Raw genomic sequence first — 23838 nt, 5'->3', positions numbered from 1 at the left:
TGTCCTGCGGGAGCGGGGCGCGTTGTACCGATCATGAACGTATGCCGAGCCCTCACCATCGCCGCAGCCGGTTCCTTCCTGCTGGTGGCCGCCCCCGTTGCCCAGGCCGACGGTCTCGCGCCGGCACTGACCGATACCGCGCTGACCACGAGCAGCATCGGGGAACGGACCGGCACGGCCGCCCACGGAGTGGCTGAGCGGACCGGAGTGACGGACAAGGCCTCGGCCGCCACGGGGCTCGTGGAGGCGGGGGTCGAGGCGGTGAGCGCGCGCGACCGGTCCGTCCACGAGTGACCGCGGGACTCCCCCGCAGCGGTCACGGGAGACCGGCGGCAGGACCGGTGCTCCTCGCGGACCGCAGGGGTGGCGGAATCAGGCCGCCGCTCACCACTCCCGTCGCCGGCACCTGTTGCACGGTCACGTCAGCACGTACCCTCCCACGAGCCGCAGGCGTGGGAGGGTACGTGCCGTTCACGGGCAGGTCCGTACAGCAGGGGGCTACGTTCTCCAGGTGTACGGCGGAGTGTCACGGACCCGCCCCCGTGCGGTACCCCGGGACCGCTGTCCTTGGGGCGCCCCTGACACTCCCCACCACACCAGAGGTCGTCACCCATGACAGAGCTCGACCGCCGCAGGTTCCTGCAGATCGCGGGAGGCACGGCGGCCTTCGCGATGCTGAACGAGAGCATCGCCAAGGCCGCGGCCATTCCGGCGCAGGGAGGCACCGGCACGATCCAGGACATCGAGCACGTCGTCGTCCTGATGCAGGAGAACCGTTCCTTCGACCACTACTTCGGTGCGATGAAGGGCGTACGAGGCTTCGGGGACCCCCGGCCCGTGCTCCAGGACAACGGTGCGTCGGTCTTCCACCAGTCCGACGGGACGAAGGAGGTCCTCCCCTTCAACCCGAAGGTGGCCGACCTCGGGATGCAGTTCCTGGAAGGCCTGAACCACGACTGGGCCGGTGGTCACCAGGCGTACAACAACGGCAAGTACGACAAGTGGGTTCCGGCCAAGACGGCCACGACCATGTCGTACATGACGCGGAACGACATACCGTTCCACTACGCCCTCGCCGATGCCTTCACCGTGTGCGACGCCTACCACTGCTCCATGATCGGAGCGACCGACCCCAACCGGTACTACCTCTGGTCCGGTCACACCGGCAACGACGGCACGGGCGGCGGCCCCGTCCTGGGCAACCAGGAGGCGGGCTACAGCTGGAAGACCTACCCCGAGCGGCTCGAATCGGCCGGGGTCTCCTGGAAGGTCTACCAGGACATAGGCGACGGCCTGGATGCCGCCGGGTCCTGGGGCTGGATCAACGACGCCTTCCGCGGCAACTACGGCGACAACTCCCTGCTGTACTTCAACAACTACCGCAACGCCAAGCCCGGCAGCGCCCTGTACGAGAAGGCCCGCACCGGCACCGACGTCAAGGCGGGCGGCACCTACTTCGACCGGCTGCGGGCGGACGTCGTCAACGGCACGCTCCCGAAGGTCTCCTGGATCGCCGCCCCCGAAGCGTTCAGCGAACACGCCAACTGGCCCACGAACTTCGGTGCCTGGTACATCTCACAGGTCCTGGACGCCCTGACGGCCAACCCGGCGGTGTGGGCGAAGACCGCGCTGTTCATCACCTACGACGAGAACGACGGCTTCTTCGATCACGTCGTCCCGCCCTATCCGCCGGCATCCTCCGCGTGGGGCCTGTCCACGGCGGACGTGTCGAAGGACCTCTACCCGGGCGGCGGGGAGTACGAGGCGGGCCCCTACGGGCTCGGTCCCCGGGTGCCCATGATCGTGGTCTCGCCCTACAGCAAGGGCGGTTACGTCTGCTCCGAGACCTTCGACCACACCTCTGTGATCCGTTTCATGGAGAAGCGCTTCGGGGTGCACGAGCCCAACATCTCGCCGTGGCGCAGGGCGGTCTGCGGGGACCTGACGTCGGCCTTCGACTTCGCCCGTCCGGACACGGCTCCCGCGGCGCTGCCCTCCACGGCGGGTTACGTCCCGCCGGACAGGAACCGCCACCCGTCCTACCACCCGACCCCGCCGGGAACGGGCACCCTGCCGAAGCAGGAGGCGGGATCCAAGCCGACCCGCGCGCTCGGCTACAACCCGTACGTGGACGGCCGGGCCACCGTCTCCACTGGCAAGTTCACCCTGACCTTCGCCGGCGGCCCGAGCCTCGGCGCACACTTCCACAGCACCTCGGGAAACCGCGCGGACGGCCCCTGGCCCTACACCGTCGAGGCGGGCAAGACCCTCTCGGACACCTGGAGCACCAGCGCGTCCACCGGAAACCGGATAGACCTCACCGTCTGGGGCCCCAACGGCTTCCTGCGCACCTGGAAGGGCCCGGCGAAGAAGGCGGGCCCGGAGGTCACCGCACGCCACGTGCCGGGCGCGGGCAACCTGACGCTCAGCATGACCAACTCCGCCCCGACAGCGGTCAACCTGACAGTCACCAACGCCTACGGCGGCGGGGCACAGACCTTCAAGGTCAACCCCGGTGCGACCGTCTCCCACACGGTCGACCTTCGCACGACGGCTCGCTGGTACGACGTCGAGGTCGTCTCCGACGCCGACAGCACCTTCCTGCGCCGCTTCGCAGGCCATGTGGAGACCGGGGCCCCCGGCGTGTCCGACCCGGCGATCAGGACGGTCTGACGCGATCCTGCGGCGTGCCGTCCTCCTGCGGGGATTCGAAGGCGGAGTCCGGTACCTGCCCCAGGACAGGTACCGGACTCCGCACCCCGGCCGGACCGTCCCCCCACGGGCCGGACCGGCCGGGGAGCCTTGAAACGACCCGCCCCCGGTCGGGTGTGCCGGCGTTTCGACGCCACCGCGACCCCGGCGGGTCGGGGCGAACCCCTGGAACCTCGGTCGGCGGCCCTGCCGCCGCAACGGGGGGTAAGAGGGACAGGGCCGCCATGACCGCCGCACCCCGCAGTACCGGACTGAGTGGGGTGCGACCGCCGGACGCCTCGACTTCCGCCGATGTGCGAAGTGCGGGGCGCCTCTGATCATGACACGTGTCAAGCACCCATCAGGGTTCACACGATCTTCGCGGGGCCCGCACTTCGTGCGGGCCGATCCACCCTCGGTGCACCCGTCCGTCCGTCGCCCCGCATCACCCCAATGGCCTAAACGAACCATGGGGCGGCATGCGGCCCGGGTGGACCACCCGGGCCGCCCGAACCGCTCGACACGTCGCACGGCCTCCTCACCCTCGAATCGATGCATTCTCCGACCGGCAGTACGCTCATCACGACGACGCCCTGATGACGGGGGCGCTCTCCCACACGCTTCTGTCACCAAGGGAATTCGGCTGCAACCCTTCCACTCACCGGAGGAAGCATGACCAGCCCAGAACAGGATCCGAACCAGCAGGAGGGCCCCGCGGACGGCGGAGCGGCGGGCACACCCGGCGTCCACGACGGTGGAGCCGACGGCGGCGCCGAAGGCCCCGCGGACGGCGGAGCCGCAGGCACACCCGGCGTTCACGACGGAGGCGCCGATGGAGGCGCCGAAGGCCCCGCGGACGGCGGAGCCGCAGGCACACCCGGCGTCCACGACGGCGGAGCCGACGGCGGGGCCGACGGTGGGGCCGACGGAGGCGCCGAGGAGCCCGGCAGTCGCTCTTGAGTACGCCCCCGACGAGTGCCGGAGGCTTGGACGGTCCGGCGGACACCGCGGTGTCGGTGTCACGCCTGACCGGCCTCGGCCCGCAGGAGTTCGCACGGGACGTCTGGGGGCGTGCGGCGTTTCTGGCCCACGGCGCCGGTGACTTCTCCGACCTGTTCTCCGCGGCCGCGGTGGATGAACTGGTGTCACGCCGTGGTCTGCGCACCCCCTTTCTCCGTGTCGCCAAGAACGGGGCCACACTTCCCGAGTCCTCGTACACCTCGTCGGCGGGCGTCGGGGCCGGAATCGGTGATCAGGTGGACGACACCGCTCTGTGGCGTGCGTTCGACGACGGCGCCACCCTGGTGTTGCAGGCACTGCAGCGCACATGGGCGCCGGTCGCGGACTTCTGTGCCGGGCTCGGCTCGGAACTGGGACATCCGGTGCAGGCCAACGCCTACGTCACTCCGCCGCGGAGTCGTGGGTTCGACGACCACTACGACGTACACGACGTCTTCGTGGTGCAGGTGGTGGGAACCAAGCGCTGGGTCGTCCACCGGCCCGTGCATCCCGACCCTCTCCGTGATCAGCCCTGGACGGCGTACCGGTCCGCGGTGGCCGAGGCCGCGTGCGCCGAGGCCCACACCGACACGGTGCTCGAACCGGGCGACGTTCTCTATCTGCCGCGAGGCTGGCTGCACGCGGCAGAGGCGCAGGGTGAGATCTCGGTCCACCTGACGCTCGGAGTCCACACCTGGACGCGTCACGCGTTGGCCGAACAGCTGGCCCAGGTCGCACTGGAGGCGCTGCGGGACGATCCCGAGATGCGCACGTCCCTGCCTCTGGGTACGGACGGCCCGGAGCGCGAGATCGGCATCGTCAGGAAGAAGCTGATGGCCGCGGTCGCCGCTGCCGACTCCGCGCCCCGGTTCCATCGTGCCCAGCGGCGGCAGGCACGCCCGGCACCGCTGGGGCCGCTGGCCCAGCGGGCGGCCATCGACCGTCTCGGCCCCGCGTCACGGGTCCGGCTCCGTGAGGCCCTCGAAGCGCGGCTGGAGTGCGTGCGTCTGCTCACTCGCGTGGGATGGCTCGACTTCCCCCCGGCGGACCTGCCCGCTGTCGAACGGCTGCTGGACGGTGAGACCCACCTCGCCGGTGACCTCGGCGTCGATCTCGTCGGGAGACTGCTGCACGCGGGCGTGCTCGTGCCCGCTGGGGGGTGAAGGAGGTGTCGGCGTCCGGGCGCTTCTTCTGCGCCGACGCGGCCCGGACGCGAGGTGACTCGATCGTGGGCACGGCACCGCACGGTTCGGTCTGGATCCTCATCGAGTACCGCGGCGGCTGGCCGGCCAACGGCTTCGACGGTCTCGATCTCGAACCGGACACCAAAGCGCTCGTGTTCGCCGCCGCGCAGGCGGTCAGGGCCCGCGTGCTGCTGGTCAGACGCCACGGTCGGCGCGGCAGGGAGCAACCGCCGGTCTGGGCCGTACTGAACTTCGAGGCTCTTGGCGCGTATCGCCAGCACTGGGGTACGTGGAGCCGCGACGAGGATCTGGCGCAGATCGCGGGAGCCCTCGGTGCCCCGGGCAGGCTGGCGTGCCCTCCCGTGGTCCTGGTCTGCACCCATGGGAGGCACGACACGTGTTGCGCGGTGCGGGGACGGCCCGTGAGCCGTGCCCTCAGCGAGTGCTGGCCGGACCTGGTGTGGGAGTGCACACACGTGGGCGGTGACAGGTTCGCGGCCAACGTCGTCGTCGCGCCCGACGGCGTCTACTACGGCGGTCTGGACGCCGTCTCCGCGGTCACGGCCGTCCGGCAGCACCTGGCCGGCTTCGTTCACGCGGAGCACCTGCGCGGGTACACGGACCTCTTCCCACCACAGCAGGCGGCCGTGGCCGCTGTGCTCGAGCGCTTCGGTCCCGCGGGACGTCACGCCTACTCCGTCGCCGCGACCTCCCGCGTCGCTGCCGACCACTGGCGGATCCGCGTCGACGGCCGCCCGCCTCACCCGGCCGTCCTGCATGTGGAGGTGCACGCCCACCGGACACCACCCCGGCAGTTGACGTGCCACGGGCCGTCCATGAGCCGCGCCGTCGCCTACGAGGTGACGTCGATCCGCGCCCGCTGAGGAGGCCGGCGGCCCGATGTCACCTGCTCACGGATCAGGTCGCGTGGATCCGTCGCCCGTGGCGAGCAGGCCGTGCAGGACGAGGCTGGAGAGCGCGTCGGCCAGGCTGTTCCTGTCCTGTCCCGCCACGGGCGCGGCAGCGGGGTTCAGCCGGTCGGCGATCGGGTCCTGGGCCAGGGCCAGTGCGGGACCGGTGATGGCGGTGTACAGGACGTGCGGCGGGACCCGTGGAATGCGCCCGGCGGCCATGAGGCTGGTGACGGTCGGCTCGACGCTGTCCCAGAACGGCTTGATGAAGCGCTGATGCAGATAGTCCAGACGGTCGGAGTCCCGCGTGGACTCGTCCGTCAGCAGCCGGTTCATGGCCGAGGCGTTCGCGGACTGCCGGTAGAGCTCGACGATCACGCTCCGCAGGCGGGCGTCGTCGTCCCGGCACTCCGCCAGCCGCTGGTCGAACCCCGCCTGGACGTCCAGCAGGGCGTAGTCCACCACAGCGCGCCAGAAGTCACCCTTCGATCCGTACCGGTCGTTGACGAAGTTGTGGCTGACTTCGAGACGGCGCGCCAGCTCTCGCACCGTGGTCGCGGCATAGCCGAGTTCGGCGAAGGTGTCGAGGCCGCGTCGAAGGATCTCGCTCTCGTCCAGTGGAGCCGGGGCGTACTTGCCCCGCTTCGGCCGTCTCCCGGTCTTCGGGGCCGCGTCGGTCACCCGGTCACCGCCTCGTGCGCCGACCGCTCGCTGTGATGTCGGTCATTCATGTGCGCCCGTCGCCCGCTCTTCCAGCCCATGCAACCTCCTCGCGGTCTGCCGCGGCGGGCCCTTTCTCCGGCGCCCGACCGGCCGGCGGGGGCACCGGCCGGAGACCTGCGGATTCCTCCCGCGCGTGACAAGTCTTCCATGCCGCTTCCGCCCGCGAGCGGGGACCTCTCCGAGGACGGCCGGAATCGCTTGACGACTGTCAAGCCGAGATGCATGCTTGCCGAGTCAAGTAAATGTCGGTTTCGAGAGATCCCGGCCCATTCGTCGGAGGTGCCCATGTCCAGCAGCAGGAACCGCAGAGCCACGGAACCGCGCACCCGGGAAGCCGGAAGACGCGGGAACGCGATCGGGCTGCCGGTCGCGCCGGCCTTTCATGCCGGTTACAACGGAGATCACGGCAATGACCGCCACGGCTGCCCCTCGCAGGGTGTGATGTCCCTTGGATTCGACGGATCCGAACAGCGCGAGCGCTGGATCAGGAACGCCCCGGACGCCGGGACGGGACTCCGGGGCGCCGGGCCGGACGCCCCGGACCCGGGCACGAAGCGCGGCAGGACCGTCGCCCGGTCGAGCGCTCCGGTGTTACGCACGGGGACGGTGCTCGGGATGACCGCCAACGGCCGCACGGCCGAATCCAGCGGCACCCCCATCGACCGCGTGATCCACGGCCGGTCCCCGTCGAGCACCGATCCGGCGGCACCCACGACCGGTTCCCGGACGAAGTCGACGACGAGTCGTCTCCCCGAACCGTCACCCCGGCACGGAGCAGGACCGAGCGAAGACCGGCCCAGCCTCGACGAAGGCACGATCCCGCGCCGGACCACCTCGCGCCTTCCAGACGCACACGAGCATTGCGGGGCTCGAAACCCCCGAACGATTCACGAAACAGGAGCAGGACCATGGGAACACTTGACGGAAAGATCGTGCTCATCACCGGCACCAGCGGAGGAATGGGCCGCGTCGCGGCGCTGATCTTCGCCAGGGAGGGCGCCAAGATCGTCGGCGTCGACATCCAGGCCGAGGCCAACGAGGAGACGGCCGACCTCGTGCGTCGCGCCGGCGGCGAGATGACGAGCCTCGCGCCGGTCGACCTCACCGACCCGGAGCAGGTGCGCGTCATGGCCGACGACGCGGTCCGCGCCTACGGCGGCCTCGACGTCGTCTACAACAACGCGGCCATGCAGCGCTTCGGCCCCATGCCCGACTTCTCCGTCGAGGACTGGCGTGCGACGGAAGCCGGGGAACTCGACATCCCCTTCTTCGTGTCCAAGTTCACCTGGTCGCACCTCGTGCAGCGTGGTGGTGGCGTGATCATCAACGTCGCGTCCGAGGCAGGGCTGATCGCGGGCTCCACTCCCCCGATGGTCGCCCACACCGCGGCGAACGCGGGCGTCATCGGAATGACGCGACAGCTCGCACTCGAAGGCGCACCCCACGGAATCCGCGCCGTGGCCATCAGCCCGGGCCCTGTGCTGACTCCCGCAAGCGACCGCGACCTCGGCGACAACCAGGCCCTGAGGGACGCCGTCACCAGCAAAGTCCTCCTCAAGCGCTTCGCGCAGCCCGAGGAAATCGTAGAACTCGCCGCCTTCCTCGCCTCCGACCGGGCGTCCTTCATCACGGGCGCCAACTACCCGGTCGACGGCGGAGCGAGCGCCTGGTAAGGCCTCACGGCCGGTCGCACGGGCACGCCGCGCACTCACACGAGCGTGCCCGCAGGGCGCCTGCTCTCCCCGCCCGGGCCGGAGCCGCGCCCCGAGCGGGATCCGCGAACCGCGATCACAGGCGAACGGCCGTCAGTCGGTCAGCGCGGGAGAACCCAGTCCGGCGTCCAGGTCCCGGCCGCACTGTGGCCCGCGGTGGAGTCGGCGAGGTAGGCACGCAGCGAACCGAGCGCCGGGTGCGGACTGTCCCGGTGCCAGAGGAGCGAGTGCGGGTAGACGGGGGTCGGGGTGGTCACCGGGATCCGGCGCAGGCCGTGGCCGGACGGCCAGACGAGGCGGGTCTGCCCGCCCATGAAGGTGGCCAGGGCCGGGGTGTCGGCGATGGTGTCCAGAAGCGCGTCGGAACCGAAGTTGGGACCGGTCGCCTCGATGGAGAGGCCGAACTCGGCGACGAGATCGTCGTAGTAGGCGGCCCACTCGGTACCCGGGACGATGCCGGGCATCCAGATGCGGTGCCCGGCGAGCTGGGCGACGGTGACGGACCGGGCTCCGGCCAGCGCGTGGGCGGGGCCGGTGAGCAGTTGGAGCGGTTCGTCGAGCACCCGGACGGACGCGATGTCCTCGGGCAGGGGCCGGCCGGGCACGGACACGGCGCGGAAGGACGCGTCGATCGCGCCGGACCGGATCGCGGCGACGGCCGTCTCGATGTCGAACAGCATGACCACGTCGAGCTCTGTCTCCGGGTGCGCGCGGTGGAAGCCTCGCATCAGACCGGTCGCCGCACCACGTGAGGCGATCACGTCGACGCGCAGCGGACGGCGGCCGCTGCGCACGGACCCGACCGCACGCTCGGCGACACGCGTCAGCTCACGCGCGTGGGTCAGGAACGCCTGGCCGTCGATGGTGAGCTCGGCGCCGCGCGCCGTGCGGGTGAACAGCCGCACACCGAGCGTGCGCTCCAGCGCGGCGACGCGTTTGGAGACGGCCTGCTGGGTGACCGCCAGCTCGACGGCGGCGTCCTGGAACCGACCCGCGTCGGCGGCGGCCACGAAGGTCCGTACGGTGTCGAGGTCCATGCCGCCAGCCTAAGGGCTACAACCACTGGTTGTGGCCGGCGGCTCTGCGGTTGTTTGATTCGCAGGTGCAGCGCTCGCTTTGATACCTCCGACCGCGATTCGGTTGTGCGGGTGAGTGGCGAGGGGCATGGGAATGAGGAGCGGGCACCGGCTGGGGCGGCGGTTCGGACGGCTCTGGGGCGCGTACGCGACCAGCGCGCTCGGCACCTGGCTGGCCTTCGGTGCGTTTCCGCTGATCGCCGTCCAGGTCCTGCACGCGGGACCGGCGGGGGTCGCCGCACTCGCCTCCGTGGGGTCCCTGGTGGGCGCCGCCGCAGCGGTGCCGCTCGGCCCGTGGGTGGAGTTCCGCCCCAAGCGGCCGGTACTGATGGCGATGGACCTCGTGCGCTTCGGGGCGCTGCTGACGGTCCCCGCCGCTTTCGCGCTCGGCGTGCTCACCCTCGTGCAGCTGCTGCTGGTCTCGGTCACCGTCGCGGCGGCCGACATCGCCTTCCGGGCCGCCTCCGGCGCGTATCTGAAGACGCTGCTGCCGGCGGAGGACCTGCTCGTCGCCAACTCCCGGTTCGAGTCGACCGCCTGGACGACCACGATGATCGGGCCGCCGCTGGGCGGCGTCGCCGTGGGCCTCCTCGGCCCGGTGGCGACGGTGGTGGCCGACGCGGTCAGTCACCTGATCTCCGCTCTCCTCATCCGCGGGACGGGCGGCGATCACGAGCCGGAGCGAGGACGGCGTGAGCCCGGACGGATGCGGGCCGGGGACCTCTTCGACGGCTGGCGCCACATCCTCGCCGACGTGACGCTCCGTCCGCTGTTCTTCAACACCGCCCTGTTCAACGGTCTGGTGATGGCCACCCAGCCCTTGCTCGCCGTCCTGATGCTCGGCCCGCTGGGCTTCGCACCCTGGCAGTACGGCCTCGCGTTCGCCGTGCCGTCGGTCGGCGGGCTGCTCGGTTCGCGGCTGGCCGGACCTCTCGTCACGCGATTCGGGCAGTACCGGGTCCTCGTCGTCTCCGGCGCCTCACGCGCGGTCTGGCCCGTCGGTCTCGCCTTCATCGGGCCCGGCACCGGAGGTCTCCTCCTCGTCATCGGTGTCGAGTTCGCACTCATTTTCTGCTGCGGGGTCTTCAACCCCGTCTGCACCACGAATCGGCTGGAACGCACCGCGGCCGACCGGGTCGCGCGCACCCTGTCCGCCTGGGCGGCGACGTCCAAGGCCGCGACCGCGGTCCTGACGGCGCTCTGGGGCGTGCTGGGCGGTCTGCTCGGCCCCCGCACGGCCGTCGGCCTGGCGGGGGTGCTCCTGCTGGCGACCCCGCTGCTCCTCCCCCACCGTGCGGCGGCGTCGAGACCTCTGGCCGAGACCCCTTCCGAGCGCTCCTGAGCAGGACGGGCCACCAGGACGCGGCCCGGTAAGTATGATCGGGCGATGTCTGACTTGACCGAGACCACGCCCGGCTGGCTCAGCACGGACGAACTGCACATGGCCCGCGCTCGCATGCCCGTCCTGTACGTCGAGGCCGTGCCCGTGCGGGTGGACGAGAGCGGAGAGGTCACCAGTATCGGCGTGCTCCTCCGGATCGGTGCCGACGGCACGATCAGCCGTAATCTCGTCTCCGGCCGCGTCATGCACCACGAGCGGGTCCGCGACGCGCTCCTGCGCCACCTGGAGAAGGACCTGGGACCGGTGGCCCTCCCCCGCGTCCCCGCCTCTCTTCAGCCCTTCACCGTCGCCGAGTACTTCCCCACGGCGGGCATCACCCCGTTTCACGATCCCCGCCAGCACGCGGTGTCCCTGGCCTACGTCGTCCCGGTCACCGGCGACTGCCGCCCCCGGCAGGACGCACTGGACCTGGTGTGGCTCAGCCCGCAGGAAGCGGCGTCGCCCGCCGTCCAGAGCGAGATGCCCGGCGGCCAGGGCGTGCTGCTGAAGCAGGCCCTCGCCCATACGGGACACATGTACTGAGGGTGCCGGAGCGGCGGGCAGGTCCCCCTGCCCGCCGGCTTCTTCAGGGTGACTTCAGGTTGGGGTCACTACCGTGGCTCGCATGATCGACAGCGGCACGACGCAATGGGTCACCGGCCTGATGGGCACCCTCGGGGCACCAGGGGCCGGACTGGCCGTCGCACTGGAGAACATCTTCCCGCCGCTGCCCAGCGAGGTGATCCTCCCGCTGGCCGGATTCACGGCGAGCACCGGCGGGATGAACCTCTACGCCGCTCTGCTGTGGACGACCCTCGGATCGGTCGTGGGCGCACTCGCGCTGTACGGCATCGGCGCCGCGCTGGGCCGCGAGCGCGTGACCGCCGTGGCGGCCAAGGTCCCGCTGGTGAAGGTCGCGGACATCGAGAAGACGGAGGCGTGGTTCGAACGCCACGGCGCCAAGGCGGTCTTCTTCGGCCGGATGATCCCGGTGTTCCGGAGCCTGATCTCCGTACCGGCGGGCGTGGAGCGCATGCGCCTGCCGGTCTTCCTCACGCTGACCGCCCTCGGCAGCGCCCTGTGGAACACGGCGTTCGTGCTGGCCGGGTTCTTCCTGGGTGAGCAATGGGACGTGGTCTCGGGGTACGTCTCCACCTACTCGAAGGTGGTGCTCGCGGCAGCCGGCCTCGCGCTGCTCGTCCTGGTCGGGATCCGGGTGTTCCGCTCGTCGGGAACCTCGGGGCCGGGCGGCCGGGCTCCGGAGGAAGCGCGGCCGGACCGCTCCTGAAGCGTCCGGCTGACGGCTGGGACCACGAGTCCGGGTACCCGCGGCCGGACGTCGCCGGCCCCGGATGTGCTGCCGTCCGGCCCTGGGCAGGAGGAGCAGCACATCCGGGGCCGGCGATGTCGGACAGCCCGTTCGGGAACGGTCAGATGCGCACCGCGGCCTGGAAGCTGCCGACGGTGTTCATCGACTCGTAGCGCACGTAGGCGCCCGGGTAGGGGGCGTGCAGCACGCTGTTGCCTCCGGCGTAGAGGCCCACGTGCGAGGTGTTGCTGAAGAAGACCAGGTCACCGGGCTTGAGCTGGCTGCGCGCGATGCGAGTGCCTTCGTTGATCTGGGTGAAGGTGGTGCGGGTGATGTCGGCGCCGGCCTGGGCGTAGGCCCACATGGTCAGGCCCGAGCAGTCGAAGGAGTCGGGGCCCGTGGCGGCGCGCACGTACGGCTTGCCCACCCGCGTGTCGGCGGCCGCGAGAGCGGCGGCGCCGAGAGCGGACGCGGGGACCTCGTTGCCGAGGGCGACCCGGTCACCGGCCGCACGGCTGGCGCGCTGGTCGTCGGCGGCCATCTTGGCGCGCTCGGCGGCGGTGAGGGTGTTGAGCAGCTTCTGGGCGTCGGCGAGCTTGCCCTGGAATTTCTGCTTGCTCCTGCCCAGCGTCTCTCGGACGTCTTCGAGGTCGGCGAGCTTGGCCTGCGCCTCCTTGCGCTGCTGCGCGAGGGTGCGCTGCTTCGCCTGGATCTTCTGCAGGGCCTCGGCCTGCTTGGCCGTCAGCTGGTCGAGCGCGGAGGCCTGGTCGAGGAAGCTGTCCGGGTCCGAGGAGAGCAGCAGCTGGACCGACGGGTCGAGGCCGCCGGAGCGGTACTGGGCCGTGGCCAGCGAACCGAGTTCACCGCGCAGGGTGTTCAGCTCGTCCTGGCCGCGGGCGACCTTGTCCTGGAGGGCCTCGGCCTGCTTCTTGAGCTTGTCCTGCTGCTCCTTTGCGCCGTTGTACTTCTCCGTGGCCTCCTCGGCCTCGTGGTAGAGCTTGTCGACCTTCGCCTTGACCTCGTTCTTGGTCGGCTTGGGGTCGGCGTGGGCGGCCTGGGAGGACAGGGCCACGGCGGCTGCGGCGGTCGCGGTGAGCACGGTCACGCGGGTGCGGCTCGGCTGCTTGGGACGACGGTGGGACGCCACGAAGGCGAGCTCCTTCTTCCTCGAGCCGCCTACCGGGCTGTGGGGGGACAGGGTCCCGGCTCCGTGCATGTCACGGAATCGGCGGTTCCTTCGCCGCCACCCCGGATGGGTGGCGATCACACGAAGGTTCGAGGCCCGACTTTAGTGACCATCTTGTAATCAGTTCAATGTTCGAGTGAAGAATGTCGACACTCCGGGTACTTCTTTACCCACAACACACAGCCTGTGACCATGACTTGACGGCCCGTCGAGCATCCGCGCCTACCACGGCCTCGACGCCTCCGAGGTCCGGGCGTCATGCGTCGTCATCGCGGCCCGCTTGACCTTGACACGGTGACAAGGTCTTCGCTGGCGCACAGGAGGTGGTCCCGATGACCTTGCCGGAAGAGGATTCCGACACGAGCCGTGCCCTCGGGGGGCTCGACAGCGACAGTTCCTCGACGCGGCTGCGTGCCGCGCTGGCGGTGGGCACGGCCCCGGACCCGCGGTCCGTCGGCGCGCTCGTCGAGCGCTGCGCGGTCGAGCCCGAATTCCTGGTGCGCGACATGCTCACGTGGGCGCTCACCCGTCACTCGCCGTCGACGACGGTCCCGCGGCTCATCGCGGAGCTGCGCTCGGAGCGGCCGCAGGCACGGAGCCAGGCGCTGCACACACTGTCGAAGATCGGTGATCGCCGGGCGTGGCCGGCGATCACCCGCGCCCTCCTGGCCGATCCCGACGACGAAGTGGCCCGGAGCGCCTGGCGGGCGGCGGTCGTGCTCGTGCCCGAGGGGCAGGAGGAGGGGTTGGCGGAGATACTGTCGACGCAGCTCGGCCGTGGCGGACACGAGACGCGCCGGAGTCTCAGCCGGGCGCTCGTCGCACTCGGCGAGGTGGCCGTTCCGGCGTTGCGCGCGGCGACGGAGGCCACGGACGCCGAGCCCGGCGCACGCGAACACGCGATCGCCACCGAACGGCTGTACCGCGACCCCGAGGCCGGATTCACGTTCGCGATCGAGGAGGCGAAGCGCATCATGGTCCTCGGCCGGCCGGAACAGGAGGGTGGAGGGTAGTGCTGATCGGTGAGGTCGCGCGACGGTCCGGAGTCAGCGCGCGCATGCTCAGGCACTACGACTCCCTCGGCCTGGTGCGGCCGACGGGCCGTACCGGATCCGGCTACCGCGAGTACTCCGGTGACGACATCCGGCGGATCTTCCACATCGAGAGCCTGCGGTCGCTGGGCCTGTCGCTGCGCGATGTCGGACGCGCACTGGACGACTCCGGTTTCGAACCCTCGGAGCTCGTCGACGACCTCATCCGGCAGACCAGGGAACGCATCGCCGACGAGACGGCGCTGCTGACCCGGCTGCGCCGGATCGATGCCGCGGAACCCACCGACTGGGAGGACGTCCTACAGATCGTCGCACTCCTGCAGTCGCTGGGGTCGAAGAGCGCGGGGACACGCCAGCGTGCGGCCCTGTCCGCGGTGGGAGGGGTGCCGGTGGAGGCACTGGCCGAAGCCGCGCTGCGGGAGGCGGACCCGCACGTGGCCGGTGCCCTTCGATGGGCACTGGCCCGGTCGGGCGGTGACGGGCCGGCGCTGCTCGCCGAGGGACTCGGCGCGACGGACGCCGAGGTCCGCAGGCGTGCCGTCCGGTCGCTCGTCGAGATACCGGGTGACGAGGCGACGGCACTGCTGCGGGACGCCCTCGGACATACGGACGGCGTGGTCCGCGGGTACGCGGCTCTGGCGCTCGGAGCGCGGGGGGTGGCAGACGCGGTCCCGACGCTGGTCGACATGGTCGTCGGCGAGGCGAACGACGTCGACGCGGCCGACGTCCTGGGCACCCTGGCGCGGAGTCCCGCCCTGTCGGACCGGATCGCCGCGCTCCTCCTCGAACGCCTCGACCGCGGGTTCCCGGAGGCGCCCGCACGCCGGCGTCTGGCGCAGGCGCTCGCGGACATCCCCGGGGCCGCCGCGTCGGCCGCCCTCGAACGTCTGTCACACGATGACGACCGCGCCGTCGCCCTGACCGCGGCGTACGTCCTGCGGATTCGCGAGGGTGATCTCCCCGCACCGTGAGAGCGGCGCGCGCGGGGGCCGCGCCGCTCTCACGGCCGCCGCGGGCTCACGCGCGGACGAGAGCCAGGACCTCGTCGCGCAGGCTCCGCATGGTCTGCTGGTCGCGCGCCTCGACGTTGAGCCGCAGCAGGGGCTCCGTGTTGGACGGCCGGAGGTTGAACCACCAGCTGTCGCCGTCGACGGTGAGACCGTCGAGTTCGTCGAGGGTCACACCGCTCCGGTCGCGCCAGGCGCTGCGGACGGCGGCGAGGCGGTCGGCCGGGTCCACCACGGTGGAGTTGATCTCTCCGGACGCGGCGTACCGCTCGAAGCTGCGTGTCAGGGCCGAGAGCGTGCCGTCCTGTCCGCCGAGCGCGGCGAGGACGTGCAGCGCGGCGAGCATTCCCGTGTCGGCGTTCCAGAAGTCGGCGAAGTAGTAGTGCGCGGAGTGCTCGCCGCCGAACACCGCACCGGTGCGGGCCATCTCGGCCTTGATGAAGGAGTGGCCGACGCGGGTGCGCACGGGTGTGCCGCCGGCCTCACGGATCACCTCGGGCACGGCGCGGGAGGTGATCAGGTTGTGCAGAACGGTGGCACCGGGCCTGCGTGCCAGTTCACGGGACGCGACGAGCGCCGTGATGGCGGAGGGTGAGACCGGCTCCCCCCGTTCGTCGACGACGAAGCAGCGGTCGGCGTCACCGTCGAAGGCGAGGCCGAGGTCGGCGTGCTCGGCACGCACACGGGCCTGGAGGTCGACGATGTTGGCCGGGTCGAGCGGGTTGGCCTCGTGGTTGGGGAAGCTGCCGTCGAGCTCGAAGTACAGGGGTACGACGTCGAGGGGGAGCCCGGCGAGAACGGTCGGCACGGTGTGGCCGCCCATGCCGTTGCCCGCGTCCACGACGACCTTGAGCGGACGGATCGCCGTCAGGTCCACGAGGGTGCGCAGGTGGCGTGCGTAATCCTCCAGGGTGTCGTGGTGCGTGACGGTGCCGGTGCGTTCGGTGGACGGCGCGGGTGCGCCGTTGTCGGACCACTGCTCGACGAGCGCGCGGATCTCCGCCAGGCCGCTGTCCTGGCCGATCGGCGCGGCGCCGGCGCGGCACATCTTGATGCCGTTGTAGCGGGCGGGGTTGTGCGAGGCGGTGAACATGGCACCGGGCAGGTCGAGTGCGCCGGAGGCGTAGTAGAGCTGGTCCGTGGAGCACAGACCGGTCTCGGTGACGTCGGCTCCCTGCGCGGCGGCGCCGCGTGCGAAGGCGCGCGCGAGGCCGGGTGAGGTGCCGCGCATGTCGTGTCCGGTCACGAGTGCGCGCGCTCCCGTGACGCGTACGAAGGCGGCGCCGAACAGCTCGGCGGTCGACTCGTCCCACTGGTCGGGGACGACGCCGCGCACGTCGTACGCCTTGACCAGCGAGGAGAGGTCGGTGCGCGGAGAGGGTTCAGTGGACGCGGCCATGGCCGTCTCCTTCGTTGTGCTGCGGTTCGGTGTCGTCGACGAGCCACAGAGCTGTGTCGGGCGGGATCGTGCCGCCGTCGAGGGGGCCGCTCGCCAGTACGGGGCTTCCCGTCACGCCGAGCGCGGCCCACGGCAGCGGCTGCGTGCCGAGGTTGACGACGCAGGTCAGCCCGGAGCGGCGGAACGCGAGGTACGGGTCGGCCGGGGCCGAGTACCAGCGGGGTGCGGCCGTCGGGTCGTGCGCGGGGTGTGCGCGGCGCAGCCGGAGGGCTTCGCGGTACAGGGTGAGTGTGGAGGCGGGGTCCCGTTCCTGGGCGGCCACGGTGTAGGGGGCCCAGTCGTCCGGTTGCGGCAGCCAGGTGCGCTCGGCACGGGCGGTGGTGAATCCGTACGGAGGGAGATCACCGGACCAGGGCAGCGGCACGCGGGAGCCGTCACGTCCCCGCTCGGTGTGACCGGAGCGTTCCCACAGCGGGTCGCGGATGCGGTCGTCGGGGACGGTCGCCTGCGGCAGGCCCAGCTCCTCACCCTGGTACAGGTAGGCGGAGCCGGGCAGTGCGAGCATGAGCAGGGCGGCGGCCCGCGCGCGGCGGGCGGATCCGAGACGGGTCACCGGCCGTACCGCGTCATGGCTGGACAGCAGCCAGGTGACAGCTCCGCCACCGGGCGCGGACAGCGAGGCGTCGATGACCCGGCGCAGCTCTGCCGGGTCCCAGGCGGCTTCCAGGAAGGCGAAGTTGAAGGCCTGGTGCATCTCGTCGGGCCGGATGTAGCGGGCGAGCCTGGCCGGGTCGAACACGGCGGACTCGGCCACCATGACCCGGTCGTGCGGAGCCACGGCGCCCGGCGGCGCGGGGTGGGTGTCCAGGAGTTTGCGCCATTCGCGGTACAGCGGGTGCAGCTCCTCCTGGTCGTAGTAGGGCATGAGGTGGTTGCGCAGCGGGTCCTGGTGCTGGCCGGGACCGGCGTCGGGCATGCCCTCGGCCTTGAAGAGAGCGTGCGCCACGTCGACACGGAAGCCGTCCACACCGCGGTCCAGCCAGTACCGCAGGACGTCGGAGAACGCGGAACGCACCTCCTCCTCACGCCAGTTGAGGTCGGGTTGCTCGGGTGCGTGGAGGTGGCAGTACCACTCGCCGTCGGCCACGCGGGTCCACGCGGGGCCACCGAAGGCGGACTGCCAGTCGTTGGGCGGGAGTTCGCCGGCGAGGCCGCGGCCCGGACGGAAGAGGTACCGGCCGCGGGCGGTGGAGCCGGGGCCCGCGGCGAGCGCCTCCCGGAACCAGGGGTGCTGGTCGGAGGTGTGGTTGGGCACGAGGTCGACGATGAGCTTGAGGCCCAGGTCGTGGGCGCGGTCGGTGAGCCGGTCGAAGTCCTCGGAGGTGCCGAGGTCGGGCGCGACGGCCGTGTAGTCGGCGATGTCGTATCCGCCGTCCGCGAGCGGTGAGGGGTAGAACGGTGTGATCCACACGGCGTCCGCGCCGAGTTCCGCGATGTGACCGAGGCGGGCCGTGGCTCCGGCGAGGTCGCCGGTCCCGTCGCCGTCCCAGTCGGCGAAGGCGCGCGGGTACAACTCGTAGCAGACGGTGTCCTGCCACCAGCTCATGAGGACTCCTGGAGGTGCGGTGGTGCGAAGGTGTCCGCGAGGCCGTCGGGGCCGGGGACACGTTGTTCCGTGCCGGTGTCGGCGGCCACGGTGGCGGCCTCCGCGACGGCGACGGCCGTGAGACCGGAGATCGCGTCAGCGACGGGGGTGCCTCCGTCACGCGCGACACGGACCAGATCGGCCACGGCGGCGCGGACGCTCTCGGTGTAGACGTACGGCTTGCGGGGCTCACCGCCGAGGTCGAGGACGGCTCGCACGTGGTGCGGTGCGAAGCGTGCCTCGTCGCGTCCGCGCGTGAGGTCGGCCCCTCCGGCGCCGCGTTCGACCGTGACGGTGACGCGTTCGCCGCCGTGCGGCCGGAAGCCGTCGACGTGGAGCAGCGCCTCCGCACGCGCCGGGAGGCGTTCCCACGCCTCGGCGCCGGCGTCGCCGGTCCACGCCGAGATCTCGGCGCGGACGGGTATCCAGCCGTCGATCCTCGTCTCGGCGAAACCGTGGTCCAGGCGCATCAGCTGACGTTCGCAGCGGTGCGCGTGGGTGAAGGAGTGCAGGTGCGAGGCGAGAACCCCGCCGGGGTGGAGGACGTCGGCGCTGACCATGTCGACGGGCCCGCCCGGCCGGCGTACCGCCGTCGCGCGCACGCTGAGCGGATCGGAGCCCAGCAGGGCGCGCGCCGCGTCGAAGAAGTGCACGCCGTGCTCGATGAAGATGCCTCCGCTGTGCCCCGGGTCCCAGAACCAGTGGCCGGCGCCGAGGTCCTCGTCGGAGGCGTCGTTCTCGAAGAGGAACCGGCGCGGGGGCGCGAGCAGCCCTTCCCCCATGAGTCCCTGCAGGGCCCTGAGGAGCGGGTTGTAGCGCAGGACGTGGTCGACGACGAGGGCACGCCCGGCGCGCTCGGCCTCGCGGGCCACCTGGCGGGCGTCCTCGGTGGTGGTCGCGAGCGGCTTCTCGCAGAAGACGTGCCGGCCGGCGCGCAGGGCGGCCGTGGCCATCGCCGCGTGCGCGGCCGGCGGTGTGGCGATGGCGACGGCCTCCACGTCCTCGCGCTCCAGCAGTTCCTCCAGGGAGCCGAGCGCGGGGACGCCGTGGCGCTCGCCGAGGGCCTTCGCCCGTACGGGGTCGGGGTCGGCGACAGCGGTCAGGCGCAGCCCGGGCAGGCCCGCCACGGCGTCCAGGACATACGCCCCGAAGCCGCCGCAGCCGACCAGTCCGAGGCCGAGGGGGGCCGGCGCGGATGTCATGCCGTGCGCTCCAGGAGGGCGACGCCGATGTGCGCGTCGGCCATGCCGTAGAACACGTACAGCTGCCCGTCGATCTCCTCGATGGCCGTCGGGAAGACGACGTTCGGGACGGTGCCCGCGCGCTCCTCCTCGGTCTCGGGTGCCATCAGCGGCTCCTCGGAACGGGCGAGGACCTTCGCGGGGTCGGCCGGGTCCAGGATCATGGCGCCGGCCGCGTAGGACACGCTCTGGTTCTGCGCGAACGGGTCCTCGATGTGACCGGAGACGCCGTGGTGGATGAGGAGCCAGCCCTCGGGCACACGGATCGGGGCGGGGCCGCCGCCGATCTTGAGGGACTCCCACGGGTGCTCGGACAGGGCGACGAGGCGGTGGTCGCGGGGACGGGTCAGGGCGCGGATGTCCGCCTCGACCTCGGCGACGGGCACGTACGAGATCCAGATGCCGGGGCGCTCGTCGGTGATCCCGGCCGGCAGGTGGACGCCCTCACCGGGACGGAACCAGCCGAGGTCCCACATCGGGCGGTGGAGCATCGCGTACGCGGGTTCGCCGTCGGGGCCCGGTACGGGCTCCGGGAAGTGGACGACGTCCTTGTTCGGGAAGAGGTTGAGGTCGGTGTCGAGGTCCGGCTGGTAGGCGAACTGGATCGGGCCGAGGCGCGTCCATTCGGTCAGGTCCTCGGACACGGCGAGGGCCGGCTTGGGGCCGAGCGGACCGTAGGCGACGTAGGACATGACGTGCTTGCCGAGCGAGGGCACCCAGGTGATGCGGGGGTCCTCGACACCGGCGTTGTTCTTGCCGCGCTCCCAGCCCTCGTCGGGCGACAGGACGACTCCGCGCCGCTCGACGCCGCTGGGGACGCCGTCGGTGAAGGTGACCTCGGCCAGGCCGACGCGGGACACGTTGCCCTCGGCGACCAGGCGCGGCAGCAGGTGCAGGCGGCCGTCGGGGGTGCGGCCGGACGCGGGGTTGAGGACTCCCTCGGCCTCGTTCGCCTCGCCGGGCAGCGGGGACATGATCAGGCCCTTGCGTACCAGGCGGTAGGGGATGCGCGAGGTGGCGCTGGTGGTGCTCATTCGGGAAATCAGCCCTTTACTCCGGAGTCGATGTCGGTCGAGGTGAAGTGGCGCTGGAACAGGACGAACAGCACCACTGCGGGGGCGGCCAGCACACAGGCGCCGGCCAGGAGGGCGCCGGTCGGGTTGGCGACCGTGCCCTGGAGGTTGGACAGGAAGCTGGCCAGGGAAACGGCCAGCGGCTGCTTGTGCACGTCCTTGGTGACCAGGAACGGCCACAGGAACTCGTTCCACGGTCCGATGAAGGTCAGCAGCATCGCGGTCAGTACGGCGGGGCGTGCCATCGGCAGCGCGACGCTCCACAGGATGCGCAGTTCTCGCGCGCCGTCGAGGCGGGCCGCTTCGAAGAGGGACTGCGGCATCTGGAGGAAGAACTGGCGGAACAGGAAGACGGCCGTCGAGTTGATCGCGAACGGAAGGATCATCCCGATGTAGTTGTCACCCAGCCCGTAGTCGCGGACCACGAGGACGTACAGCGGCAGGGTCAGCAGCTGGAAGGGGACCATCTGCACGAGCAGCAGGGAGGCGAAGACGGTCCCCCGGCCGCGGAACTGCAGCTGGGCCAGCGCGTAGCCGGCGAGCACGCCGAAGACGAGGGTGCACAGGAGGACACCGATCGTCATGATGCCGGAGTTGAGCAGGGACCGCCCCAGCGAGATCGCGCCGTTGACGGCCGAGTAGCTGCTGCCGGTGAGCCCGCTGGGCACGGCGGAGGACAGGTCGCCCGTCGTCGTCTTCCGCAGCGAGCCGACGATCATGTAGTAGAAGGGGAAGAGGAACGCGAGCGCGCCCAGCGAGAGGACGGCGTACTTGACGACCGTTCCGCGGGTGCGGCGGGCGTTGGCGGACCGCGTGCCGGTCCTCCGGGTGCCGAAGGACGGTGCTTCTGCGGCCGGGCTCACCGGAGTGCGGGATCCCGGGGCGGGGGTGGAGACGCTCATGTTCAGTTGCCCCTCTCGGTGAGCTTGCGGGCGGCCAGCGAGATGACGAGGACGAAGCCCACCAGGACCACGCCCAGGGCGGCGGCGAAGTCGGGGTGACCCTGCTCGATGCCCTTCTGGTACATCAGCAGGACGGGCGAGGTGGAGGCGTGGTCGGGACCGCCGCCGCCGGTGAGCAGGTAGGGCTCGCTGAAGAGGTTGGCTCCGGTGATGACCGCGTAGATCACGACGAGGGTCGTCGCGGGCCGCACTCCCGGCACGGTCACCGAGAAGAACTGCCGCACGCGGCCGGCCCCGTCGACGGAGGCCGCCTCGTAGAGCTCCTTGCCGACGTTCTGGAGCGCGGCGAGGTACAGCATCACGAAGAAGCCGAGCTGCTTCCAGGTGACGAAGACGGCGATCATCGGCATCGCGAGGTGCGAGTTGACCAGCCACGAGGGGTCCGGCGCGTGCGAGCCGAGGAGGTGGTTGACGAAACCGTCCGAGCCGAACAGGAACTGCCACACCCCGACGAGCGCGACGCTCGCCGTGATGTACGGCAGGTAGTAGGCGGCGCGGAAGAAGGCGCGGAAGCGGATCTTCGCGTTGAGTGCCGCGGCCAGGACCAGCGCCAGAAGCACCGTGAGCGGCACGTTGATGACGAGGAAGACGGCGATGTTGAGGAAGGCCCGGCCCACGACGGGGTCGGTGAAGACGTCCCGGTAGTTGGAGAACCCGACCCAGGGCGAGTCCACGTGCGTGCCGGGAGCCGTGAAGTAGAAGCGGTGGAACGAGATCCACAGTGTGTAGACCATGGGGACCGCGAACACGACGAGCAGGAACAGCACGTACGGCGTCACGAACAGTGAGCCGGTCCAGGAGGTGAGCCGCCGGTGGCGGGACGCGGCGCCTTCCGCCGGCGCGGGGCCGCCGACGGCGGCGCTGCCCGCGCGGGGGGCGGTGACGGCGGTTCGGAGGTTCGTCATGACTGGTCCCCGTACTCGTCGAGCAGCTTGGTTATCTTCTCCGAGGCCTTACGCAGACCGGTGTCGGTGGGCTCGCCGCCGAAGATGACGGACTTGGTCCACTCGTCACGGAAGGCCTGCCAGATGTCGATGGACCCCGGCACATTGGGGACCTCGACCACGTGCTGGGCCTGTCGTGCGAACGCCTTGTAGAGCGGCTTCTTCGCGAAGAAGTCCGCGTAGCGCTCGGTGAGGTCCTCACGCATCGGCATCTGGCCGGTCGCCTCCAGGAACGCTCCGTCCTGCTTCGCGGAGCTCGCGAACTTCAGGAGGTCCCAGGCGGTGCCGCGGTTGCGGCAGGCGCTGAACATGGCGGCGGACTTCTCGTCGCTGAAGGAGTACGTCTTGTCCGCCGACTTCCCGTCGGCGGTCGGCACGGGGGCGACCCCGATGTCGACGCTGTCCTTGTAGGCGGAGACGGCCCAGGCTCCGACGGTCGCCATGGCGGACTTGCCGTCGTTCACCGCGTCGCCGGGGTACAGCTCCTGCGGTGCGAGCTTCTCGGAGTACATCGTGCGCCAGAACGCGGCGACCTGGCGGCCGGCCGGCGAGTCGAACTGCGGCTTGCCGTCCTCGATGAGCTGCTTGCCGCCGGTCTGGGCGGCGAAGGCGGGGTAGAAGTCGAGCCAGGACTGGAAGAACTCGCTGCTGGGCGCCGGCCAGATCGCCGCCTTGGCGGCGCCGCTGTGCACCAGGGTGCGGGAGGTCTTCAGGAACTGGTCGTAGGTCGCGAGCTGAGGGTGCTCGGGGTCGAGACCGGCCTTCTTGAAGATCTTCTTGTTGTAGAGGATCATGACCGGGTTGCTCTTCCAGGGCAGCTGGTAGAACTTGCCGTCCTGCGACTTGTACTGGTCGGTGAGCGCGCCGCCCCGCTTCTGGATGTAGGCGTCACCGTCGGGGAAGTCGCTGAGCGGCACGAGACCGTTCTGCTTCTGGAAGGTGGGCACCGAAGCGGGCGCGGTGTTGAAGACCAGGCACGCGCTGGTGCCCGCGATGATCGAGGCGCTGATGGCCTCCTCGGAGGTCTTGCCCGCCGGAATCTGCTGGACCGTGACGTGCTGGTCCGGATGGCTCTTGTTCCAGGCGCCGACCATGCTCTTGCCCCAGGCCACTTCCTGGGCGTTGTTCGACAGCCAGACCGTGATGGGACCGCGTGCGGTCGCCGCGGTCGCCTGGTCCGGTGCCGACCGCCCACAGGCGGTCGCGGTCGCGGCACCCGCGAGCGCGAGCGCGACCAGCGAGTACGCCGTTCTCCTCAGCATGCAAACTCTCCGAACTGTTCACGCCCGGCCTCGTCGCCGGACGGGAAATTCCTTGCCGTGCCTCGTCGGCCCGGTGCCTCG

The 23838-nt window shown here is 71.0% G+C and carries 21 protein-coding genes; 11 read left to right on the top strand and 10 right to left on the bottom strand.

The genetic code is table 11. The features are described 5' to 3' along the window. Positions 1-33 precede the first annotated feature (33 nt). The 5 genes from ACFYY2_RS09870 to ACFYY2_RS09850 all read left to right on the top strand — a co-directional run bounded on the left by ACFYY2_RS09870 (position 34) and on the right by ACFYY2_RS09850 (position 5758). Positions 34-294 (top strand): hypothetical protein, encoded by a 261-nt coding sequence (locus ACFYY2_RS09870; protein WP_388739558.1) that lies wholly within the window; start codon positions 34-36, stop codon positions 292-294. 318 nt (positions 295-612) lie between these two features. Continuing rightward, on the top strand, positions 613-2673 hold the full coding sequence (locus tag ACFYY2_RS09865) for a phosphocholine-specific phospholipase C (RefSeq protein ID WP_388739555.1): 2061 nt from the start codon (positions 613-615) through the stop codon (positions 2671-2673). A gap of 690 nt (positions 2674-3363) precedes the next feature. Further along, positions 3364-3651: a BatC protein gene (locus ACFYY2_RS09860; protein WP_388739552.1), complete on the top strand. Its 288-nt coding sequence runs from the start codon at positions 3364-3366 to the stop codon at positions 3649-3651. Continuing rightward, positions 3648-4853, top strand: a complete 1206-nt coding sequence (locus ACFYY2_RS09855; RefSeq protein WP_388739549.1) for a cupin domain-containing protein — start codon at positions 3648-3650, stop codon at positions 4851-4853. Before ACFYY2_RS09860 ends, ACFYY2_RS09855 begins: the two co-directional genes overlap by 4 nt. Before the next feature lie 5 nt (positions 4854-4858). Next, the gene (locus ACFYY2_RS09850) at positions 4859-5758 is read left to right on the top strand and encodes a sucrase ferredoxin (RefSeq protein WP_388739547.1); all 900 of its coding nucleotides are present in this window, start codon (positions 4859-4861) and stop codon (positions 5756-5758) included. A gap of 27 nt (positions 5759-5785) precedes the next feature. Here the strand turns inward: ACFYY2_RS09850 and ACFYY2_RS09845 are convergent, their stop codons facing one another. Next, positions 5786-6466 (bottom strand): TetR/AcrR family transcriptional regulator, encoded by a 681-nt coding sequence (locus ACFYY2_RS09845; RefSeq protein ID WP_388739544.1) that lies wholly within the window; start codon positions 6464-6466, stop codon positions 5786-5788. Positions 6467-7416: 950 nt separating this feature from the next. Between ACFYY2_RS09845 and ACFYY2_RS09840 the strand changes: the two genes are divergently transcribed. After that, complete coding sequence (locus ACFYY2_RS09840) at positions 7417-8181, top strand: SDR family NAD(P)-dependent oxidoreductase (protein WP_388739541.1); 765 nt, start codon at positions 7417-7419, stop codon at positions 8179-8181. Between the two features lie 140 nt (positions 8182-8321). Here the strand turns inward: ACFYY2_RS09840 and ACFYY2_RS09835 are convergent, their stop codons facing one another. After that, a complete protein-coding gene (locus ACFYY2_RS09835) occupies positions 8322-9257 on the bottom strand; it encodes a LysR family transcriptional regulator (protein ID WP_388739539.1) in 936 nt (311 codons plus the stop codon). Between the two features lie 133 nt (positions 9258-9390). Between ACFYY2_RS09835 and ACFYY2_RS09830 the strand changes: the two genes are divergently transcribed. The 3 genes from ACFYY2_RS09830 (at position 9391) to ACFYY2_RS09820 (ending at position 11965) form a co-directional block, all read left to right on the top strand. Beyond that, the gene (locus ACFYY2_RS09830) at positions 9391-10638 is read left to right on the top strand and encodes an MFS transporter (protein WP_388739536.1); all 1248 of its coding nucleotides are present in this window, start codon (positions 9391-9393) and stop codon (positions 10636-10638) included. Positions 10639-10683: 45 nt separating this feature from the next. Beyond that, complete coding sequence (locus ACFYY2_RS09825) at positions 10684-11220, top strand: NUDIX hydrolase family protein (protein WP_388739533.1); 537 nt, start codon at positions 10684-10686, stop codon at positions 11218-11220. An 82-nt stretch (positions 11221-11302) separates the two neighbouring features. Then, complete coding sequence (locus ACFYY2_RS09820) at positions 11303-11965, top strand: DedA family protein (protein WP_388739530.1); 663 nt, start codon at positions 11303-11305, stop codon at positions 11963-11965. A 142-nt stretch (positions 11966-12107) separates the two neighbouring features. Here ACFYY2_RS09820 and ACFYY2_RS09815 read toward each other — a convergent pair whose 3' ends face one another. Then, positions 12108-13133 carry an NlpC/P60 family protein gene (locus ACFYY2_RS09815; RefSeq protein WP_388739527.1) on the bottom strand — a complete coding sequence of 342 codons (1026 nt, stop codon included), beginning with the start codon at positions 13131-13133 and terminating at the stop codon, positions 12108-12110. A 371-nt stretch (positions 13134-13504) separates the two neighbouring features. Between ACFYY2_RS09815 and ACFYY2_RS09810 the strand changes: the two genes are divergently transcribed. Then, entirely contained in the window at positions 13505-14185 is a 681-nt protein-coding gene (locus tag ACFYY2_RS09810; RefSeq protein ID WP_388739524.1) for a HEAT repeat domain-containing protein, read from the top strand. Beyond that, on the top strand, positions 14185-15195 hold the full coding sequence (locus ACFYY2_RS09805; RefSeq protein WP_388739522.1) for a MerR family transcriptional regulator: 1011 nt from the start codon (positions 14185-14187) through the stop codon (positions 15193-15195). Before ACFYY2_RS09810 ends, ACFYY2_RS09805 begins: the two co-directional genes overlap by 1 nt. Positions 15196-15241: 46 nt before the next feature. On the opposite strand, the gene ACFYY2_RS09800 is transcribed toward ACFYY2_RS09805, so the two are convergent. The 7 genes from ACFYY2_RS09800 to ACFYY2_RS09770 are packed head-to-tail and all read right to left on the bottom strand — an operon-like array spanning position 15242 to position 23757. Beyond that, positions 15242-16630, bottom strand: coding sequence for a phosphomannomutase/phosphoglucomutase (locus ACFYY2_RS09800; RefSeq protein ID WP_388739519.1), 1389 nt, complete (start codon positions 16628-16630; stop codon positions 15242-15244). Further along, a complete protein-coding gene (locus ACFYY2_RS09795; protein WP_388739515.1) occupies positions 16614-18236 on the bottom strand; it encodes a glycoside hydrolase family 13 protein in 1623 nt (540 codons plus the stop codon). Before ACFYY2_RS09795 ends, ACFYY2_RS09800 begins: the two co-directional genes overlap by 17 nt. Beyond that, positions 18233-19477 (bottom strand): Gfo/Idh/MocA family protein, encoded by a 1245-nt coding sequence (locus ACFYY2_RS09790; protein ID WP_388739512.1) that lies wholly within the window; start codon positions 19475-19477, stop codon positions 18233-18235. The genes ACFYY2_RS09795 and ACFYY2_RS09790 overlap by 4 nt, the downstream gene beginning before the upstream one ends. Then, entirely contained in the window at positions 19474-20550 is a 1077-nt protein-coding gene (locus ACFYY2_RS09785) for a glycosidase (RefSeq protein ID WP_388739509.1), read from the bottom strand. Before ACFYY2_RS09785 ends, ACFYY2_RS09790 begins: the two co-directional genes overlap by 4 nt. 8 nt (positions 20551-20558) lie before the next feature. Further along, on the bottom strand, positions 20559-21491 hold the full coding sequence (locus ACFYY2_RS09780; protein ID WP_388739507.1) for a carbohydrate ABC transporter permease: 933 nt from the start codon (positions 21489-21491) through the stop codon (positions 20559-20561). Positions 21492-21493: 2 nt separating this feature from the next. Further along, complete coding sequence (locus ACFYY2_RS09775) at positions 21494-22456, bottom strand: carbohydrate ABC transporter permease (protein ID WP_388739505.1); 963 nt, start codon at positions 22454-22456, stop codon at positions 21494-21496. Beyond that, on the bottom strand, positions 22453-23757 hold the full coding sequence (locus tag ACFYY2_RS09770) for an extracellular solute-binding protein (RefSeq protein WP_388739502.1): 1305 nt from the start codon (positions 23755-23757) through the stop codon (positions 22453-22455). The genes ACFYY2_RS09775 and ACFYY2_RS09770 overlap by 4 nt, the downstream gene beginning before the upstream one ends. Positions 23758-23838 lie beyond the last annotated feature (81 nt).

Source organism: Streptomyces sp. NPDC001822, assembly GCF_042892135.1.
Taxonomy (GTDB): Bacteria; Actinomycetota; Actinomycetes; order Streptomycetales; family Streptomycetaceae; genus Streptomyces.
Note: the sequence above shows the minus strand (reverse complement) of the source record. Positions and strands in the feature narration are given on the sequence as shown.